Source organism: Streptomyces sp. NPDC005820, from assembly GCF_040630255.1.
GTDB lineage: Bacteria > Actinomycetota > Actinomycetes > Streptomycetales > Streptomycetaceae > Streptomyces.
The window spans coordinates 15647-31928 of record NZ_JBEXXE010000008.1; the positions used below are offsets into that span (position 1 = coordinate 15647).

Annotated in this window: 15 protein-coding genes; 6 read left to right on the forward strand and 9 right to left on the reverse strand. The window is 70.0% G+C overall.

Annotation, left to right across the window (positions count from 1 at the left end; genetic code table 11):
• Window position 1 precedes the first annotated feature (1 nt).
• Window positions 2-661 carry a vitamin K epoxide reductase family protein gene (locus tag ABZ464_RS11610; protein ID WP_359274440.1) on the reverse strand — a complete coding sequence of 220 codons (660 nt, stop codon included), beginning with the start codon at window positions 659-661 and terminating at the stop codon, window positions 2-4.
• A gap of 143 nt (window positions 662-804) precedes the next feature.
• Here ABZ464_RS11610 and ABZ464_RS11615 point away from each other — a divergent pair, with 143 nt between their 5' ends.
• Genes ABZ464_RS11615 through ABZ464_RS11630 form a run of 4 tightly spaced genes read left to right on the forward strand, consistent with a single transcriptional unit; the run spans window position 805 to window position 4335 of the window.
• Entirely contained in the window at window positions 805-1671 is an 867-nt protein-coding gene (locus tag ABZ464_RS11615; protein WP_359274442.1) for an ABC transporter ATP-binding protein, read from the forward strand.
• Window positions 1668-2513 carry an ABC transporter permease gene (locus tag ABZ464_RS11620; protein WP_359274445.1) on the forward strand — a complete coding sequence of 282 codons (846 nt, stop codon included), beginning with the start codon at window positions 1668-1670 and terminating at the stop codon, window positions 2511-2513. The genes ABZ464_RS11615 and ABZ464_RS11620 overlap by 4 nt, the downstream gene beginning before the upstream one ends.
• Window positions 2510-3715, forward strand: a complete 1206-nt coding sequence (locus tag ABZ464_RS11625; RefSeq protein WP_359274448.1) for a sensor histidine kinase — start codon at window positions 2510-2512, stop codon at window positions 3713-3715. Before ABZ464_RS11620 ends, ABZ464_RS11625 begins: the two co-directional genes overlap by 4 nt.
• Window positions 3712-4335, forward strand: coding sequence for a response regulator transcription factor (locus tag ABZ464_RS11630; protein WP_359274451.1), 624 nt, complete (start codon window positions 3712-3714; stop codon window positions 4333-4335). Before ABZ464_RS11625 ends, ABZ464_RS11630 begins: the two co-directional genes overlap by 4 nt.
• 9 nt (window positions 4336-4344) lie before the next feature.
• On the opposite strand, the gene ABZ464_RS11635 is transcribed toward ABZ464_RS11630, so the two are convergent.
• From ABZ464_RS11635 to ABZ464_RS11645, 3 genes are all read right to left on the reverse strand, one after another.
• Window positions 4345-4980: a hypothetical protein gene (locus tag ABZ464_RS11635; protein ID WP_359274453.1), complete on the reverse strand. Its 636-nt coding sequence runs from the start codon at window positions 4978-4980 to the stop codon at window positions 4345-4347.
• Between the two features lie 103 nt (window positions 4981-5083).
• Window positions 5084-6346 (reverse strand): histidine--tRNA ligase, encoded by a 1263-nt coding sequence (hisS, locus tag ABZ464_RS11640; RefSeq protein ID WP_359274455.1) that lies wholly within the window; start codon window positions 6344-6346, stop codon window positions 5084-5086.
• A gap of 12 nt (window positions 6347-6358) precedes the next feature.
• The gene (locus tag ABZ464_RS11645; protein WP_359274458.1) at window positions 6359-7069 is read right to left on the reverse strand and encodes an MBL fold metallo-hydrolase; all 711 of its coding nucleotides are present in this window, start codon (window positions 7067-7069) and stop codon (window positions 6359-6361) included.
• A 153-nt stretch (window positions 7070-7222) separates the two neighbouring features.
• Between ABZ464_RS11645 and ABZ464_RS11650 the strand changes: the two genes are divergently transcribed.
• Window positions 7223-8044, forward strand: a complete 822-nt coding sequence (locus ABZ464_RS11650; RefSeq protein ID WP_359274460.1) for a peptidylprolyl isomerase — start codon at window positions 7223-7225, stop codon at window positions 8042-8044.
• Between the two features lie 143 nt (window positions 8045-8187).
• Entirely contained in the window at window positions 8188-9417 is a 1230-nt protein-coding gene (locus ABZ464_RS11655) for a DUF349 domain-containing protein (protein ID WP_359274463.1), read from the forward strand.
• 68 nt (window positions 9418-9485) lie between these two features.
• Here ABZ464_RS11655 and ABZ464_RS11660 read toward each other — a convergent pair whose 3' ends face one another.
• The 5 genes from ABZ464_RS11660 to yajC all read right to left on the reverse strand — a co-directional run bounded on the left by ABZ464_RS11660 (window position 9486) and on the right by yajC (window position 16241).
• Window positions 9486-11978, reverse strand: coding sequence for a bifunctional (p)ppGpp synthetase/guanosine-3',5'-bis(diphosphate) 3'-pyrophosphohydrolase (locus ABZ464_RS11660; protein WP_359274466.1), 2493 nt, complete (start codon window positions 11976-11978; stop codon window positions 9486-9488).
• A 172-nt stretch (window positions 11979-12150) separates the two neighbouring features.
• On the reverse strand, window positions 12151-12702 hold the full coding sequence (locus ABZ464_RS11665; RefSeq protein ID WP_359274469.1) for an adenine phosphoribosyltransferase: 552 nt from the start codon (window positions 12700-12702) through the stop codon (window positions 12151-12153).
• On the reverse strand, window positions 12699-13796 hold the full coding sequence (gene secF, locus ABZ464_RS11670; protein ID WP_359275012.1) for a protein translocase subunit SecF: 1098 nt from the start codon (window positions 13794-13796) through the stop codon (window positions 12699-12701). The genes ABZ464_RS11665 and secF overlap by 4 nt, the downstream gene beginning before the upstream one ends.
• Window positions 13797-13798: 2 nt before the next feature.
• Window positions 13799-15586, reverse strand: coding sequence for a protein translocase subunit SecD (secD, locus tag ABZ464_RS11675; RefSeq protein WP_359274472.1), 1788 nt, complete (start codon window positions 15584-15586; stop codon window positions 13799-13801).
• Window positions 15587-15716: 130 nt separating this feature from the next.
• Window positions 15717-16241 carry a preprotein translocase subunit YajC gene (gene yajC, locus ABZ464_RS11680; RefSeq protein WP_359274475.1) on the reverse strand — a complete coding sequence of 175 codons (525 nt, stop codon included), beginning with the start codon at window positions 16239-16241 and terminating at the stop codon, window positions 15717-15719.
• Window positions 16242-16282: the final 41 nt, after the last annotated feature.

Below are 16282 nucleotides of genomic sequence, written 5' to 3' on the forward strand. Positions count from 1 at the left end.
GTCAGCTGGTCCAGAACTCCCACCAGCGGGTCAGCACCAGCATGCCGATGATGCCGATGTGCATCACGGGCACGACCCAGGTGAACTCGCCGAAGAAGCTCTTCAGCCAGCGCGGCGCGGGCAGGAAGTCGTTGCGGATGTTGAACGAGGTCACGTACCAGAACATGGTGATCGTCGCGACCCAGGCCAGCGAGCACCACAGGCACAGGGCGTTGATCCGGTACAGGGACTGGAACTGCAGCCAGGTGCAGAAGGCGACGCCGAAGAGCGTGCCGAAGTTGAAGGTGAGCCAGTACCAGCGCGGGAAGCGGGCGCCGGCCAGCAGGCTCATGCCGACGCAGATGACGATGCCGTAGCAGACCAGGCCCAGCATCGGGTTGGGGAAGCCGAAGGCGGCGGCCTGCTTGGACTCCATCACGCTGCCGCAGGAGACCACCGGGTTCAGGCTGCAGCCGGGGGTGAAGGTCGTGCCCGCGACCTTGGCCTCGAGCAGCTTGAACTTGTCGATCGTGATGACCCACGCGGCGAGCAGCCCGGCCGCGCCGGTGATCAGGAGCAGGATCGCGAACGCACGGCTGCCGCCCACCGTCCGGGGCGCGGCCCGGGTGTCGCGCTCGGGCTCGGACTCCGTGGAGACGTCTTTGACTGTCGTCTTGCTCATCACGCCGATCCGTGTTTGAGAGTTGGACCATCTTCGGGCAGGGGCCATTCTGCCGCACCGGGCCGGGTGTCCACCGTTCGATGGACATAAGGAAGCCCGCCCGGTCGTCCCAGAACGCGCGGTTCCGGCCGAGGCTCGAAGGCATGACAGCACACGCGAACGAGCTCGCGGTGGACGTACGGGGGCTGCGCAAGCAGTACGGGGACGTGACCGCGGTGGACGGCATCGATCTGGGGATCCGCGCGGGCGAGGTCTTCGGCCTGCTCGGACCGAACGGCGCCGGCAAGAGCACCACGGTGGAGATCCTGCAGGGGCACCGTGACCGGGACGGGGGCGAGGTGAGGGTGCTGGGCGCGGACCCGGCGACCGGCACGCGCGCGTGGCGCTCACGTGTCGGAATCGTCTGGCAGGACGAATCCGCGCCCGCCGAGTTGACGGTCCGCGAGACCGTACGACATTTCGCGCGCTACTACCCGAGGCCGCGCGACCCGGAGCAGGTGATCTCCCTGGTGGGTCTGGAGGCGAAGGCGGACAGCCGCACCAAGACCCTCTCCGGGGGCCAGCGCCGCCGGCTCGACGTGGCGCTCGGTGTGATCGGCGGCCCGGACCTGCTGCTGCTCGACGAGCCGACGACGGGATTCGACCCGGCGGCCCGCCGCCAGTTCTGGGACCTGATCCGCACCCTCGCCGACGAGGGCACGACCATCCTGCTGACCACGCACTACCTGGAGGAGGCGGAGGCGCTCGCCGACCGGCTCGCGGTCGTGGCCGGCGGCCGGATCGTCGCCGAGGGCGAGCCGGCCGCCCTGCGGGAGCGGTACGGCACCGGTGCGACGGTCGCCTGGGCCGAGACCGACGGGACCGCGCGGAGCACCCGCACGGACACCCCGACCCGCACCGTCGCCGAACTGACGCAGCGCTTCGACGGCGAGATCCCGGGGCTGACGGTGACCCGCCCCACGCTGGAGGACGTGTATCTGAGCCTGACCGGACAGGGGGATCCCCGATGACCACGACCACCGCGACACCCCGGGCCCGGACCGTGTCCCCCCGTCTTCCCCGCGCCTGGACGCTGGGCCTGCACCGGGGCGCCCTCGAACTGAAGCAGTTCTTCCGCCAGCGCGAGCAGGTGGTCTTCACCTTCGCCTTCCCGGTGGTCTTCCTGTTCCTGTTCGCGTCGATCTTCAAGGACGACGTCGGCGGGGCGGGCGTCACGGCCTCGCAGCTCTATGTCCCGGCGATGATGGCCGCCGGCATCATGTCGACCAGCTTCCAGTCCCTGGGCATCTCGATCGCGATCGAGCGGGACGAGAAGGTGCTGCGCCGGCTGCGCGGCACACCGATGCCGCCGGCCTCGTACTTCCTGGGCAAGATCTGGCTGGTTCTGGTCACCGGGGCTTTGGAGACGGTCGTCCTGCTGCTGGTCGGCACGACGCTGTACGACGTCGATCTGCCCTCGTCCGCGGCCCACTGGTTCGACTTCGCGTGGATCTTCGTGCTCGGGCTCACCGCGTGCGCGCTGCTCGGCATCGCGATCAGCTCGGTCCCGAAGTCGGGCAAGAGCGCCACGTCCGTGGTCGTCCTGCCCTTCCTGGTCCTGCAGTTCATCTCCGGCGTGTACATCTCGGTCGCCACGATCCCCGACTGGATGCTGTCGGTCGGTGCGCTGTTCCCGCTGAAGTGGATGTGCCAGGGGCTGCGCGGGGTGTTCCTGCCGGACTCGGCGCGGGTCCTGGAGCAGGCGGGCAGTTGGGAGTTCGGACGCGTGGCCCTGGTTCTCGGGGCGTGGTGCGTCGGAGGATTGGTGCTGTGTCTGCTGACCTTCCGGTGGAAGAACCGGCGCGACGGATGAGCGGCCCCACCGAGGCCGGCCCGCACATCTGGGACGGTTCCTTCCGTATCTGGGACGTGTATTTCGCGCTGGTCTGGGTGGCCACCCTGGTGACCGTGCTCGGCACGGAACACCCGGGGTGGCCGGTCCGCGTGGTGGCGGCCGGGCTGCTCGTCCCACTCGTGCCGTGGTACGTCGTCGTGGGGCGCCCCCTGATGAACGGCGAACCGGCGGCCGACGAACGGCGGTCCCTGGTCTATCTCGTGGGCGGGATGGCGCTGTTCCTGCCGTCGGCGGTGCTGGTGGGAGAGATCCGGCTGATGACGTTCGCGCTGGTCCCGCAGTGCTTCATGACTTTGCGGCTGCGGCCGGCCCTGGCCGTGGTGGCCGTGCTCAACATCGCGCCGGTGGTGGGCTGGGCGCTGCTGTGGTGGCCGGCCGGCCAGGACGTGTTCTTCAACAGCCTGTTCGCCCTGGTGAGCCTGGTGTTCTCGGTGGCCGTCGGCAGCTGGATCATCCGGATCATCGAGCAGAGCGTGGAGCGCGCCGAGCTGATCGCCGAACTGGACGCCAGCCGCAGCGAGGTGGCCCGGCTGTCGGTGGCCCATGGCGCGCTGGCGGAGCGGGAGCGGATGGCCCGCGAGATCCACGACACGCTCGCGCAGGGCTTCACCAGCCTGCTGATGCTGACGCAGGCGGTGGAGGCGGAGCTGGAGACGGACGTGCCGCGGGCCCGTGTGCATCTGCGGCTGATGGACGAGACCGCCCGGCAGAACCTGGCCGAGGCCCGGGCCCTGGTCGCGGGCGGCACCCCCGCCGATCTGGCCGGGACCTCCCTGCCGGACGCGCTCGGCCGGCTGGCCGCGCGGCACTCGGCTGATCTGGACGTCACGGGCGAGGTGCGCGCGCTGCCCGCCGGGCCGGAGGTGGTGGCGCTGCGCTCCTGCCAGGAGGCGCTGACCAACGCCCGTAAACACGCGGGGAGTTCGGCGCGAGTGGTGATCTCACTGGGGTACGACGAGAGCGGGTTGACGGTGTCGGTACGGGACGACGGCCGGGGCTTCGATCCGGCGCGCGCCTCGGACGGCTATGGTCTGGCGGGACTGCGGGCGAGGGCCGCGGAGGTGGGCGGGACGACACTGGTGCGCAGTGCGCCGGGCGCGGGCACGACGGTCACGGTCCGGCTGCCCGTCCCGGCCGAGGTGCGGAGGGGGACCGCGTGATCAGGATCATCCTGGCCGACGACCATCCCGTCGTCCGTGAGGGGCTGCGGGCGATGCTGAGCGCCGAGCCGGATCTGGAGGTCGTCGCCGACGCGGAGAGCGGCCCCCGGGCGGAGGCGCTGGCCGCCGAACTGCGCCCCGACATCGTGCTGATGGACCTCAGGATGCCGGGCGGCGGGGGTGTGGAGTCGATCGTGCGGATGACGGAGGCCGGGCTGCCGTGCCGGGTGATCGTCCTGACGACGTACGAGACGGACCGGGACATCCTGCGGGCCGTGGAGGCGGGCGCGGCGGGCTATCTCCTGAAGGACCTTCCCCGGGGCCAACTGGCCGAGGCGGTACGGCAGGCGGCACGCGGCGAGACGGTGCTGGCCCCCTCGGTGGCGGCCCGCCTGGTCGACCAGCTCCGCACCAGGCCGGAGCGCCCCCGGCTGTCGACGCGTGAGACGGCGGTCCTGCGTCTGGTGGCGGAGGGCTGCACCAACGCGGAGATAGGCCGGCGCCTGTTCATCGGGGAGTCGACCGTGAAGACGCATCTGCTGCGGGTCTTCGGCAAGTTGGGGGTGGACGACCGCACCGCGGCCGTCACCAGTGCGATGCGGTTCGGACTGTTGGACTGAGGGGCCTCGTCAGGCTCCGGTGCGGCAGGTCTGCACCGACTCCAGCCACGGTGCCAGGGTCGTCACGAGGGTGACCAGGAGCGCGGCGAGCCAGACCCGGTACAGGTCCTCGGGCCGTGCGCGGCGGCGCGAGACCAGCCACACGAGCCAGGCGGCCGCCGACCCGGCTGCCAGCGCCAGAGCGACGCAGAGGGGCACCGCCCAGTCGGCGAGCGGACGCTCGGGCGGATGGATGCCGCCCGAGCAGTAGGTGCCGCGGGTCTGCTGGGCGTTGCCCAGAAGCATGAGCAGGGTCGCCGGGACCGAGAGGATCCAGGCCAGGGCGGTCAGCAGCGTGAACCACCCGCCCTTCCAGCCCCGCAGAGCGCCCCGCAGCACCTCGCGCATCAGCAGGACCGGTACGGTCATGAGCACCAGCGTCTGCCACAGGGCCGCATGGCGGTACTCCCCGCGCAACTGGGCGTTGTCGGCCCAGTAGAAGAGCAGGAAGACCTGGCACAGCGCGGTGACGAAGAGCAGACCGGCCAGCGCGTGCGCGGGAACCCGCGCCCTGGACGTACCGGGAAAGGAGGCCGGCCACAGGATGTGGCGGGCCTCCGTGTCCGGTCCCGGGCCGATCGCCTCGGTCCAACGCTCACTGATCACGGATTTCACGGCAAGGTCCCCCTTCGGCTCCCGCACAGAACTCTTGCGCGCGGGGGCCCGGATCACCTCCGTGGAAACACGGGGATCAGCACGTACGCGTGCGTCAGCCGAGCCGGGACTCCAGCTCCGCGACGATCTCGTTCACACCGATCGCCGACTGCTCGCCGGACTCCATGTCCTTGAGCTGGACGACGCCCTCGGCGAGGTCGCGCTCGCCGGCGACGATCGTGTAGCGGGCGCCGCTGCGGTTGGCGTTCTTCATCGCGCCCTTGAGGCCCTTGGCGCCGTAGGAGAAGTCGGCCGCGACACCGAGCTTGCGCAACTCCGTGACCTTGGCGAACAGCACCCGGCGGGCCTCCTCGCCGAGCGGGACGGCGTAGACGGAGGTGGGGGACGGCAGAGCGAGCTCGACGCCCTCGGCCTCCAGCGCGAGGACCGTGCGGTCGACGCCGAGCGCCCAGCCGACGGACGGCAGCGCCGGGCCGCCGATCATCTCCGACAGCCCGTCGTAGCGGCCGCCGCCGCCCACCGCGGACTGGGAGCCCAGACCGTCGTGGACGAACTCGAAGGTCGTCCGGGTGTAGTAGTCCAGGCCGCGGACCAGCTTCGGGTCGTCCTCGAAGGCGACGCCGGCGGCCGTGATCAGCTCACGGACCTCCTCGTGGTACGCCTTGCAGGCGTCGCAGAGGTAGTCCCGCAGGAGGGGCGCGTCGCCCAGCTGCTTCTGGACCGACTCGCGCTTGTCGTCCAGGACGCGGAGCGGGTTGATCTCGGCGCGGCGCAGGGTGTCCTCGTCGAGGTCCAGGCCGCGCAGGAAGTCCTGGAGGGCGGCCCGGTACACCGGACGGCATTCCCTGTCGCCCAGGCTGTTGAGCAGGATGCGGAAGTTCCTGAGGCCCAGCGAGCGGTACGCCTGGTCGGCCAGGATGATCAGCTCGGCGTCCAGCGCCGGGTCCTCCGCGCCGATCGCCTCGGCTCCGACCTGGGAGAAGTGGCGGTAGCGGCCCGCCTGCGGCTGCTCGTAGCGGTAGTAGGAGCCGGAGTACCAGAGCTTGACGGGGAGGTTGCCCTGCCGGTGCAGGTTCGCCTCCAGCGCGGCGCGCAGCACGGAGGCGGTGCCCTCGGGACGCAGGGCCAGCCGGTCGCCGCCCTTCGTCTCGAAGGCGTACATCTCCTTGGTCACGATGTCGGTCGACTCACCGACACCGCGGGCGAACAGCTCCACGTTCTCGAAGCCCGGCGTCTCGACATAGCCGTAGCCGGAGTTCCTGAGCGGCGCGGCGATGGCCTCGCGCACCGCGAGGAACTTCGCGGAACGCGGCGGGATCAGGTCGTACGTGCCCTTGGGGGCCTGAAAGGTGCTCACGGAAGTCTCTCGTCACATTCCTCGTCGGGGAGCCTCGGATGCTCCCTGGCCGCCGGCGGCCACCTGCCGCAGATACGGGTTGGTGGCGCGCTCCTGGCCGATGGTCGTCTGGGAGCCGTGGCCGGACAGCACCACGGTCGAGTCGTCGAGCGGCAGGCACACGCGGGCCAGCGAGTCGAGCATCTCGGCCATGTCACCGCCGGGCAGGTCGGTGCGTCCGATGGAGCCGGCGAACAGCAGATCCCCGGAGAAGAAGACCGAGGGGATCTCGGTCGTCTCGGGCATCCGGAAGGTCACCGACCCCTTGGTATGGCCCGGCGCGTGCGCGACGGAGAACTCCAGACCCGCCAGGTCCAGCTTGACGCCGTCGGTCAGCTCACGGACGTCGTCCGGCTCTCCCACGGTCAGCTCGCCTATCAGCGGCATCCCGATGGACCGGCCGAGCGCCTTCTCGGGGTCGCTCATCATGAACCGGTCCTCGGGGTGGATCCAGGCCGGCACGTCGTGCGCGCCGCAGACCGGGACGACCGATGCCACATGGTCGATGTGGCCGTGGGTGAGGACGACGGCGACGGGCTTGAGCCGATGCTTCTTCAGCGCTTCCTCGACTCCGGGGGCCGCCTGGTGGCCCGGGTCGATGATCACGCACTCCTCACCGGCGGCGGGGGCGACGAGATAACAGTTCGTCCCCCAGGCCCCGGCGGGGAACCCGGCAATGAGCACGATCGTCCTTGGTTGTGTCGATTACGGCAGGCTTCTGAGCGGCAACAGCCGCTGTCAGAGCCTACCGGCGCTGCCGTTTCCTCAGCGAACCCATATACGGTACGGGGCACACGCAAGCGGTCGATGTCACGAGACGCACGAGGAGAGAACCCGGTGGTCACCCAGGAACAGCGCAAGCGTCAGCTCGCCCGGGAGAAGTTCTTGCGGCAGCAGCAGCGCCGCACGGCCGCGCGGCGCAAGGCGCGCGTGCGCAACTCGGTGATCGCGTCGGTGCTCGGCGTGATCGTGATCGGCAGCCTCACGCTGTACACGACGGGCGTCCTGAAGGACGACAAGGACGACAAGTCGAACACGAGCGCGGAGGCGAGCCCGGAGGCGTCGCCGAGCGCCGCGAAGGACCCGTGCGAGAAGGCGGCCGCCGGCTCGGTGAAGAAGCTGTCGTGGAAGAAGGAGCCGACGGTCGCCATCGACAAGTCGGCCGACTACACGATGAAGCTGGCCACGACGTGCGGTGACATCGACATAGCGCTGAAGACGGCCGCGGCCCCCCACACGGTCAACTCGTTCGACTTCCTCGCGAACAAGGGCTACTTCGACCACACGAAGTGCCACCGGCTGACCACCAACGGGATCTACGTCCTGCAGTGCGGCGACCCGACGGGCAGCGGCAGCGGCGGACCGGGCTACACCATCCCGGACGAGAATCTGAAGGACAAGACCCTCAAGGACAACATCTACCCGGCGGGCACGGTCGCGATGGCCAACACCGGGCAGGCGCACACCGGCGGCAGCCAGTTCTTCCTCGTCTACCAGGACAGTTCGCTCCCGCCGAGCTACACCCCGTTCGGTACGGTGTCGGCCGAGGGCATGAAGGTCCTGAAGAAGATCGCCGCCGCGGGTGAGAACACCGGCGCCGGTGACGGCGCCCCGAACGCGACCGTGGTGATCGACAAGGCGACGGTCACGAAGTCCTGACGACCAGGGCGGCCAACTGCGGAATTCGGTCGCGCTGGATGCGGACAGGCGCACCGCCGGTCGCCTATGTTGGCCGTGACGAAACTGTGGACGATGCCCAGGGGCGCCGTAGCCCCTCGGAGGCATCATGTGGAGGAGGCGCTGTGAGCAGCGACCCGTGGGGCCGCGTCGACGAGACGGGGACCGTGTACGTGCGTACGGCCGACGGCGAGCAGGTCGTCGGTTCCTGGCAGGCGGGCTCCCCCGAGGAGGCCTTGGCCTACTTCGAGCGCAAGTACGAGGGCCTGGTTGTCGAGATCGGCCTCCTCGAGAAGCGAGTGCAGACGACCGATCTGTCGACCAAGGACGCCCAGGTCGCCATCGACCACATCCGCCAGCAGGTCGACGCGCATCACGTGGTCGGTGACCTGGACGCGCTGCGGGCCCGGCTGGACAAGCTGGTGCAGGCGGTCGAGTCGCGCCGCGAGGAGCGCAAGCAGCAGCGGGCCAAGCAGTCCGACGAGGCCCGCCACGCCAAGGAGGAGCTGGTCGCCGAGGCGGAGCAGCTGGCGCAGTCCGACCAGTGGCGGGCGGCCGGTGAGCGGCTGCGGGCCCTGGTGGACACCTGGAAGGGTCTGCCGCGGCTGGACCGCAAGTCCGACGACGAGCTCTGGCACCGGTTCTCGCACGCGCGCTCGGCGTTCTCCAAGCGCCGCAAGGCCCACTTCGCGCAGCTGGACGCGCAGCGCGAGGACGCCCGCCGGATCAAGGAGCGCCTGGTCGCGGAGGCCGAGGCGCTGTCGGGTTCGACGGACTGGGGTCCGACGGCCGCCCGCTACCGCGAGCTGATGGCCGACTGGAAGGCCGCGGGCCGTGCCCAGCGCGAGCACGAGGACGACCTGTGGAACCGCTTTCGCGGCGCCCAGGACGTGTTCTTCGCGGCGCGCAGCTCGGTCTTCGCCGAGCGGGACGCCGAGCAGACGGAGAACCTGAAGCTGAAGGAGGAGCTGGCCGAGGAGGCCGAGAAGCTCCTGCCGATCGGTGACCTGAAGACGGCGCGTGGCGCGTTCCGCTCGATCAACGAGCGCTGGGAGACCATCGGCCATGTGCCGCGGGACGCCCGGCCGAAGGTCGAGGGCCGGATGCACGCCGTGGAGCGGGCGATCCAGGAGGCCGAGGAGGCCGAGTGGCGCCGCACCAACCCGGAGGCACGCGCGCGTGCCGAGGGTCTGACCGGCCAGCTGCAGGCCGCGGTGGACAAGCTGCGGGCGCAGATCGACCAGGCCCGCGCCCAGGGCAACGCCTCCCGCGCAGACAAGCTGGAGCGCGAGCTGGAGGGCCGCCAGGCCCTGCTGGACCAGGCCCTGAAGGGTCTGCAGGAGTTCGGCGGCTGATACCCCTACCCGCCACCGCATGAGGAAGGCCCCCGTACATTGCGTACGGGGGCCTTCCTCATGCCCTGCTACGGCCGACGGGCCGAGGTCACCCGGTAGACGTCGTACACGCCCTCCACGCCCCGTACGGCCTTCAGGACGTGGCCCAGGTGCTTGGGGTCGCCCATCTCGAAGGTGAAGCGGGAGGTCGCGACCCGGTCGCGGGAGGTCTGGACGGCCGCCGAGAGGATGTTGACGTGCTGGTCGGACAGGACGCGGGTGACGTCCGACAGCAGCCGGGAGCGGTCCAGGGCCTCGACCTGGATGGCGACCAGGAAGACCGAGGACTGGGTGGGCGCCCACTCGACGTCCAGGATGCGCTCCGGTTCCCGGGACAGTGACTCCACGTTGACGCAGTCGCTGCGGTGAACCGATACGCCACTACCGCGGGTGACGAAACCGATGATCGGGTCACCGGGCACGGGCGTACAGCAACGGGCCAGCTTGACCCAGACGTCGTCGACGCCCTTGACCACGACCCCGGGGTCCTGGTTGCTGCGCCGCTTGCGGCCGCGGGTGCGGGACGGCGGGACCGCCTCGTCGATCTCCTCGGTGGCCGCCTCCTCGCCGCCGAGCGCCTGCACCAGTTTCTGTACGACGTTCTGCGCGGCCACATGGCCCTCGCCGATCGCCGCGTACAGCGAGGAGATGTCCGGGTAGCGCATCTCGTGCGCCAGGGTGACCAGGGAGTCGCCGGTCAGGATGCGCTGGATCGGCAGGTTCTGCTTGCGCATGGCCCGCGCGATGGAGTCCTTGCCCTGCTCGATGGCCTCGTCGCGGCGCTCCTTGGAGAACCAGGCGCGGATCTTGTTGCGGGCCCGGGGCGACTTGACGAAGCCCAGCCAGTCACGGGACGGGCCCGCGCCGGTGGCCTTGGAGGTGAAGACCTCCACGAGGTCGCCGTTGTCCAGCGTCGATTCGAGCGGTACGAGCCTGCCGTTGACCCGCGCTCCTATGGTGCGGTGGCCGACCTCGGTGTGGACCGCGTAGGCGAAGTCAACCGGGGTGGCACCCGCGGGCAGCGCGATGACATCACCCTTCGGGGTGAAGACGAAGACCTCGTTGCGGGACAGGTCGAAGCGCAGGGACTCCAGGAACTCGCTGGGGTCCTCGGTCTCCTTCTGCCAGTCGAGCAGCTGGCGCAGCCACGCCATGTCGTTGAGGTGGTCGTCCTTGCCCTTGCCGGCCTTGGGCACGTCGGTGCGCACCTTGGAGGCGCCGGCGACGGCCTCCTGCTTGTACTTCCAGTGCGCGGCGATGCCGTACTCGGCGCGGCGGTGCATGTCGAACGTGCGGATCTGGAGTTCGACGGGCTTGCCGTTGGGTCCGATGACCGTCGTGTGCAGCGACTGGTACATGTTGAACTTGGGCATCGCGATGTAGTCCTTGAACCGCCCCGGAACCGGGTTCCAGCGGGCGTGGACGGTGCCCAGGGCCGCGTAGCAGTCGCGGACGGTGTCCACCAGGACGCGGATGCCCACCAGGTCGTAGATCTCCGCGAAGTCCCGGCCGCGGACGATCATCTTCTGGTAGACGCTGTAGTAGTGCTTCGGGCGGCCGGTGACGGTCGCCTTGATGCGGGCGGCGCGCAGGTCGGACTGGACCTCGTCGGTCACTATGGCCAGATACTCGTCACGCTTCGGAGCCCTTTCGGCCACCAGCCGTACGATCTCGTCGTACATCTTGGGGTAGAGGATCGCGAACGCGAGGTCCTCCAGCTCCCACTTGATGGTGTTCATGCCGAGGCGATGGGCGAGGGGCGCGTAGATCTCGAGGGTCTCGCGCGCCTTCTTCTCCTGCTTCTCGCGCTTGAGGTAGCGCATGGTGCGCATGTTGTGCAGCCGGTCGGCGAGCTTGATGACCAGGACGCGCGGGTCCTTGGCCATGGCGACGACCATCTTGCGCACGGTCTCGGCCTGCGCGGCCTCGCCGAACTTGACCTTGTCCAGCTTGGTGACGCCGTCGACGAGCAGGGCGACGACGTCGCCGAAGTCGCGGCGCAGGTCGTCGAGGCCGTACTCGGTGTCCTCGACGGTGTCGTGCAGCAGGCCCGCCATGAGGGTGGCCGGATCCATACCGAGCTCGGCGAGGATCGTGGTCACCGCGAGGGGGTGGGTGATGTACGGGTCGCCGCTCTTGCGCTTCTGGCCCCGGTGCCAGCGCTCGGCGACCTGATAGGCCTTCTCGATCTGGCGCAGCGTCGCGGTCTCGACCTTGGGGTCGTTGCTGCGCACTATCCGCAGCAGCGGCTCCAGGACCGGGTTGTAGGGGTTGGCGCGCTGCACGCCGAGGCGGGCGAGACGGGCGCGGACGCGGTTGGAGGAGGCGGAGCGGGCGGGGGGCTGCGCGGCCGCGGGGCGCTCGGGCGGGGCCGGCTTCGGGCGCGGCTGCTCGGCCGGCCTCTCGACGGGCGCGGAACGGTCGTGCTCGACCGGCCCGCGGGCGTCGTGCGCCGGCTTGGCCGCGGGTGCCGAGGCGGACTCGGGCTTGGCGGCGGTCAGGTGCTGGGCCTCGTCTGGCAAGAGGGCTCCTCGTGCGCGATCCGGGTCCCCCGGTCAGGCTCCGGAGGACCCATCGTAGCGATCCTGGGCTCCGACATCGCCTTCAGGCCGATGTGAGGACCGTCTACCCGTGCAACGCAAGGGGCGGGCGCCGGATTCCTCCGGGCCCGCCCCTTGCGGCGTACGACGGTTCTCAGACGGTCAGCAGGGCGTCCAGCCGGGCCGTCTCGCCGAGCGCGGCCTCCAGCCGGGGGCGGCCGTCGAGGAAGCTCAGCTCCATCAGGACGGCGACGCCCGCGACCTCGGCGCCCGCGCGGTGGATGAGCTGGATCGCCGCCTCGGCGGTGCCGCCGGTGGCGAGCACGTCGTCGACGATCAGGACCCGGTCCCCGGCGGTGAGGTCCTCGGCGTGCACCTCGATCTCCGCCGAGCCGTACTCCAGGTCGTAGGCCTGGCTGAGGGTGGCTCCGGGGAGCTTGCCCGCCTTGCGTACGGGGATGAAGCCGAGGCCGGCGCGGACCGCGACCGGGGCGCCCAGGATGAAGCCCCGGGCCTCCAGGCCGACGATCTTGGTGGCGCCGGTGCGCTCGGCGATCTCCGCGAAGGCGTCGGTGAGCGCGGTGAACGCCGTCGGGTCCGCCAGGAGCGGGGTGATGTCCTTGAACATCACCCCCTGCTCCGGGTAGTCGGCCACATCGCGGATACGGCTGAGCAGCAGTGACGTGGTGTCGGCGAGCTCCGTCATCGGCGCTTCCCCGAGGGGCGGCGACGGCTGCGGGGCCCGGACTGGTCGCGCGGTCCGACGACCGCCGGGGTGGCGTCCTCGTCCCCGAAGTCACCGCGGGAGTCGGCCGGTTCCTCGTCGGCGGCGGCCTGGGCACGCTTGGCCAGGACGCGCTTCCTCAGGGCCTTCATCTGCGGCTCGCGCTCCTTGAGGTCGGCGACGAGCGGCGTGGCGATGAAGATCGAGGAGTAGGCGCCGGCCGCGAGACCGACGAACAGCGACAGCGAGATGTCGTTGAGCGTGCCCGCGCCGAGGACACCGCCGCCGATGAACAGCAGGCCCGCGACCGGCAGCAGCGCGACCACCGTGGTGTTGATGGAGCGGACCAGGGTGCCGTTGATCGAGCGGTTCGCGACCTCGCTGTAGGTGAAGCGGGTCTGCTTGGTGAGGTCCTTCGTCTGTTCCTTGAGGGAGTCGAAGACGACGACCGTGTCGTACAGCGAGTAACCGAGGATCGTCAGCAGACCGATCACCGTACCGGGCGTGACCTCGAAGCCGACGAGGGCGTAGATGCCGACGGTGATGGTGATGTCGTGGATCAGGGCGACGAGCGCCGCGATGGCCATGCGCCATTCGAAGGCGATCGCCAGATAGACCACGACGAGGACCATGAAGATCGCCAGACCCTGCCAGGCCTTGTTGGCGATCTGGTCACCCCAGCTGGGGCCGACGAGGTCCGCGGCGATCGACTCGGCGTTGAGGTCGAAGTCCTTGGCCAGGTCTTCCTTGATCTGGTCGGACTGCTGGGTGTCCATGCCGGCGATCTGGATGCGCAGCGAGCCGTCGCCGAGCTTCTGCACGACCGCCTCGTGGCCGGAGGCCGCCGCGGCGGCGTCCTCGGCCTGCGAGACGGAGACATGGGTGTTCTTCGGGGTGGTGAAGACCGCACCGCCCTGGAAGTCGATGCCCATGTTCAGGCCGCGGACCGCGAGGCCCAGGATGGCCGTGATGGTGATCAGGATCGAGATGCCGTACCAGAGCTTGCGGTGGCCGATGAAGTCGTAACTGACCTCGCCACGGTGCAGTCGGGCGCCGAGGTTGCCGAGTTTCGACACGCTCACGCCTCCTTCGTCTCGACGGGGCCGGCAGGACCGGCGGGACGGCGGGTACGGCGAATCGGCGGCTGCGCGCCCAGGCTCTTGGGGTCGAGCCCGGACCACTTGTGACCGTTCGCGAAGAACTTGCGGCGGGCGAGCAGGGTCATCAGCGGCTTGGTGAAGAAGAAGACCACGACCACGTCGAGGACGGTCGTCAGACCGAGGGTGAACGCGAAGCCCTGGACCTTGCCGACGGTGACGATGAACAGCACCGCGGCGGCGAGGAACGACACGAAGTCCGAGACCAGGATGGTGCGCCGGGCGCGCGGCCAGGCCCGCTCGACGGCGGGTCGCAGGGTGCGGCCCTCGCGGATCTCGTCCCGGATGCGTTCGAAGTACACGATGAACGAGTCCGCTGTGATACCGATCGCGACGATGGCGCCACAGACGGCGGGCAGGTTCAGCGCGAAGCCGATGGCCGGGCCGAGCAGCGCCATGAGCACGTAGGTGAGGGCGCCGGAGACCAGCAGCGAGGCGATCGCGACGAGCGAGAGACCGCGGTAGTAGGCCACGAGGTAGATCACGACCAGGGCGAGGCCGATGGCGCCGGCCAGCAGACCGGCGTGCAGCTGGTCACCGCCGAGCGCGGCGGTCACGGTGGTCACGCTCTGCTCCTTGAAGGAGAGCGGGAGCGCACCGTACGACAGCATGTTCGCGAGGTTCTGGGCCTCTTCCTGCGTGAAGCTGCCGGAGATCTGGGCGCTGCCGCCGGAGATCGCGTTCTGCACGTAGGGGCTGGAGACGACGTCGCCGTCGAGGACGATGGCGAACTCGTTCAGCGGCTGGGTGTTCTGCGCCAGCTGGGCGGTGATGTCGGCGAACTTCTTGGTCCCCTTGGAGTTGAAGTCCATGGTGACCTGCCAGCCGGAGGCGCCCTGCGTGTCGAAGACGGCCTTGGCCTTGTCGATCTCGGTGCCGGCGACGGCGGACGGGCCGAGCACGTACTTGTACCAGACGCCGGAGATCTCACCGCAGGCGACGGTGGGGTCCTCGGGGTTGACGCCCTCGCCCGCCTTGGTGCGCTCGGACTTCTTGGTGCAGTCCAGCGCCGCGTACTTGGCCTGGAGGGCCGCGGACTCGGCGTCGGTGCTCGTCGAGGCGGAGGCCGACGGGCTCGCGGAGGCCTTGGCGCTGCCGCTCGCGGACGAGGACGGCGTGGAGTCGGCCTTCAGCGCGTCGGTGACGGCGCGGCCCTGCGAGGTGGCGGTGGCGGACGGCGAGGACGAGTCGCTCGCCTTCTCACCGGTGCCGGAGGCACTCGCGGAGGGGCTCGCGGTCGAGCTCGGCGAGGCGCTGGAGGAGCCCGTGGCGGACGCGCTCGGCGAGGCGGTGCCCGCGGCGGCGCCGGTGGCCTCCTGGGCCAGCACGGGACGGAAGTACAGCTTGGCGGTGGTGCCGACCTGCGCCCGGGCTTCCTTGGAGTTGGTGCCCTTGGGGATGTTGACGATGATGTTCTTGTCGCCCTGGGTCTGCACCTCCGCCTCGGAGACGCCCAGGCCGTTGACACGGCGGTTCATGATCTCGACCGCGGTGTCCATGTTGGCCTTGTTGATCGCGGACCCTTGCTCGGCCTTCGCCTCCAGCGTGATGCTGGTGCCGCCGGCAAGGTCGATGCCGAGTCGCGGGGTCGTGTGCCCGGTGGCGAACATGCCCCCGGTGAGCCCCACGATGGCGATCAGGATCAGGGCCAGCGAGCGCCCTGGCTTGCTCTGGGCGCTCGCGCTCCGGCCCTTCTTAGGTGCTGCCACCTTCTTGTACTCCCTCTCGGGCCGCCTCGTGCCTGGTCAGGGCGGCGGCCATGACATGTAGTCGGGATCCCCTGCGAGATGCGCACGCCCCGGGGCACACGGGTGTGATCCGTGGGCCCCGGGGACGTGACTACTTCTTCGCGTCGGATTCGCCGTCGGTCTTCTTCGGCTCCTCGTCGGCCTCGGCCTGCTGGGCCTCGGGCTCGTCGGCCTGCACCGCGTCCTCGTCGGACGCGCCCTTCTTGCCGAGGTCGACGGACTTGTCGTCGGAGGCGGCGGCAGCTTCGTCGGCGGACTCGTCGGCGTCGGCGGGGTCGGTGAGGGAGGAGGCGTCGTCGGGGACGACGTCGGAGTCGGACTTCAGGTCGTGCTCGATGCCGTGGACGATGCGGTTGTACTCGTCGTCCGTCAGGACGGCACCGATCGCGTTCTTCGCGAAGAGCAGCTCCACCCCCGGGCCCGCGTCGAGGAGGACCGTGTCGTCACTGACCTCCTTGACCGTCGCGTACATGCCGCCGATGGTGCGGATGCCGCTGCCGGGCTGCATCTGGGTCCGCATGTCGGCGGCCTGCTGCTGCTTTTTCTTGGCCGACCGGGTCATCAGGAACATGGCCCCGATGAGCACGATGAACGGCAGGAGGGTCAAAGGACTCACGGGTCGGAACTTCCTTCAAGCGACCGCGATGGCTGAGCGGC

Excerpts from the sequence above, each read along its gene's own strand:
- ABZ464_RS11620 (WP_359274445.1), top strand. The coding sequence starts at position 1,668 with ATGACCACGACCACCGCGACACCCCGGGCCCGGACCGTGTCCCCCCGT.
- ABZ464_RS11610 (WP_359274440.1), bottom strand. The coding sequence starts at position 661 with ATGAGCAAGACGACAGTCAAAGACGTCTCCACGGAGTCCGAGCCCGAG.
- ABZ464_RS11625 (WP_359274448.1), top strand. The coding sequence starts at position 2,510 with ATGAGCGGCCCCACCGAGGCCGGCCCGCACATCTGGGACGGTTCCTTC.
- ABZ464_RS11665 (WP_359274469.1), bottom strand. The coding sequence starts at position 12,702 with ATGACGGAGCTCGCCGACACCACGTCACTGCTGCTCAGCCGTATCCGC.
- ABZ464_RS11615 (WP_359274442.1), top strand. The coding sequence starts at position 805 with ATGACAGCACACGCGAACGAGCTCGCGGTGGACGTACGGGGGCTGCGC.